A 2,296-nucleotide genomic window follows, 5' to 3' on the forward strand; every position below is an offset into this window, starting at 1 on the left:
TAATGGTAAATCCACGATTGAACAATTAAGGAGAGTTACTTTTTTTGTTTCCTCCTCGTCATTTCATATTGTCTATATTCATTATTATAGAACATAGAGTTCTCTATACATTCTTGTAAATCATTTGGATTTTCACTACTTGCATAAACAGGACTACCTAATGTAGTAACGATAGTTGTAATCAATAAAACTGAAAATATTTTTTTCATGAGCATTACTCCTAATTTCTATGTTTATTTAAATTTATGACTTTATTACATTCACTAACAAGCCTATCATCATGTGTAGCTAAAATAACGATTGCCCCATTTGAAGCACATTCTTTTAATAAGTTAATCACGATTTGTCTATTTTCAGAATCAAGAGAAGCAGTAGGCTCATCAGCATAGATAATAGAAGCATTTTTTAATATCGCCCTTGCTATACCTATGCGTTGCTTTTCTCCACCCGAGAGTACGATTGCTAGTTCAGAATCTCTACCATTTAAACCAACTTTAGCTAATATATTTTTCACAGCTTTACTTTTAGCTTTTGACTTATCTAAGGTAATGTTATATGCCACAGTTTCATCTTCAATAATTCCATAATCTTGATAAATAAATGTCGCATATTTATGCCAAAATTTTGTTTTATCCTTATCGTTCCACTTTGAAGTATCATTACCATTTATCAAAATAGAACCACTTTCTATTGGCTGTATTAAACCTAAACAATTTAATAACGTCGTTTTTCCACACCCAGAAGAACCTGTGAGAGCTACCATATCTCCACTATTCATTGTGTCTGTAATATTCGAGAAAATACGTTTCCCTTTGATTACAACGCTTATACTATTTATTTTAATTTCCATTTTTACACCCCATTTTTTACTCATTTCTTGTTGCTACTTTGTAAAATGCTTGTCTAGTACATATATGATAAGCAACAAAATTACTCAAGCAATATAAAATCAAAATAATAACGCTTACTGATAAAACTGTTATAATTTCTGGTCGTCTTATAACAAAAGAAATTACTGCTCCAATAATTACCGTGATTATTGCAATAAATGATTCGTGCACAAAGGTTTGCATTATTATCTCTCTGTATGATTTTCCGAATGTATGTAACGTAAATATTCGTTTTCTGTTTTCGCTTACCCATAACTGTGCGGTAAGAATACCTGCAAAGATCATAGATACAAGAATTAGAACACAAGCTATCACATAGAACACAGCTTCTTTTGCAAATTTTTGAGCTTGTGAAAAAGCAACATCAGCAATAGTATCTATCGAAACAACGTAATCTTTTACAGGTGTTTTTGCTAATTCAGCTCTCAATAAATTTTCATCTGGAAAAACAACATTACCACTTGAACAAGCAGGTAACATAAAACCTAGTGTGCTCAATGATTGTACCGGATTATCCACTAATATAACTAATGGATTTTTAGCTTGTATAGTGCTTCCACTATAGCCAACATTTGGCGGTAAAGCTAAAAATTTATCTCCGCTAAATTCATAGAAGTTAATTCCGCTAGGCTGGATTTCTTCTGTCTTAGTCCATAAAGGCATTTGAGCCCTTATAAATTCCTGTAGTGGTTTATCTAATTTGTTCAATTCAATTTTATTCAATTCTCCACCACTTTTATTTTCTTCTATTCCAATATCAAAAGAATCAACCCATGATCTATCAGTAACTATTATGTGGTCGTAACCACCGTATTCTTCATCACTTAATTGTATAGATTTATCAATAGATAAAGATAAGGATAAATTATCATTATCTGCCATATTTGCAAAAAAATCATCAACATATGGCAACATTTTATCTGTACTTAATGAATCAATATCGCTGAAAGATATACTAACATTGCTTTGCATATTTTCCCATAAAGAATAATCATTGGATAACTGCTGTAAAATGTAAGCAGATGTTACGGTGCTTGGTACTATCAAAAGAGCTAATATTATTGACATAATGATTATTCGCAAGGAACAGCACCGCCAATCGCATAAAGTGCACCACCTATATCACCAACTGCACCACTAGTCTAAAAATCAGAATATATACAACTGCACCACCTCATGGGTGGTCTTTTTGTACTATCATGATATTGGAGACAATGTCTCTAATATTATGAAAGGAGCCGAAAAATTATGGCCGTAAAATTCAATCTGAGACTGTGCCTGCAGCTAATGGATCAGGGAATTTCTCTTAATACCATTTCCAAGCAATACCACATAAGCAAGCACACCTCATCGAAAGTAAAACGAAGAAAGGAGGAATTAGAATTTGATACTGCAAAATTAGAGTG

The 2,296-nt window shown here is 32.2% G+C and carries 3 protein-coding genes; all 3 read right to left on the reverse strand.

Translation table 11 applies throughout. The annotated features are described in order from the left end of the window. Positions 1 to 35: 35 nt before the first annotated feature. Genes ABUA27_RS12465 through ABUA27_RS12475 form a run of 3 tightly spaced genes read right to left on the reverse strand, consistent with a single transcriptional unit; the run spans position 36 to position 1,958 of the window. Positions 36 to 209: a hypothetical protein gene (locus ABUA27_RS12465; RefSeq protein ID WP_349820844.1), complete on the reverse strand. Its 174-nt coding sequence runs from the start codon at positions 207 to 209 to the stop codon at positions 36 to 38. Positions 210 to 220: 11 nt separating this feature from the next. Continuing rightward, the gene (locus tag ABUA27_RS12470) at positions 221 to 850 is read right to left on the reverse strand and encodes an ABC transporter ATP-binding protein (protein ID WP_317374659.1); all 630 of its coding nucleotides are present in this window, start codon (positions 848 to 850) and stop codon (positions 221 to 223) included. Between the two features lie 16 nt (positions 851 to 866). Continuing rightward, on the reverse strand, positions 867 to 1,958 hold the full coding sequence (locus ABUA27_RS12475; RefSeq protein ID WP_349820845.1) for a bacteriocin-associated integral membrane family protein: 1,092 nt from the start codon (positions 1,956 to 1,958) through the stop codon (positions 867 to 869). Between the last annotated feature and the right edge of the window lie 338 nt (positions 1,959 to 2,296).

Source organism: Catenibacterium sp. RTP21428st1_D7_RTP21428_210409, from assembly GCF_040227455.1.
Taxonomy (GTDB): Bacteria; Bacillota_I; Bacilli_A; order Erysipelotrichales; family Coprobacillaceae; genus Catenibacterium; species Catenibacterium mitsuoka_A.

Bases quoted from the DNA above. Each gene is read 5' to 3' on its own strand.
- ABUA27_RS12465 (WP_349820844.1), bottom strand. From the start codon at position 209: ATGAAAAAAATATTTTCAGTTTTATTGATTACAACTATCGTTACTACA.
- ABUA27_RS12470 (WP_317374659.1), bottom strand. From the start codon at position 850: ATGGAAATTAAAATAAATAGTATAAGCGTTGTAATCAAAGGGAAACGT.
- ABUA27_RS12475 (WP_349820845.1), bottom strand. From the start codon at position 1,958: ATGTCAATAATATTAGCTCTTTTGATAGTACCAAGCACCGTAACATCT.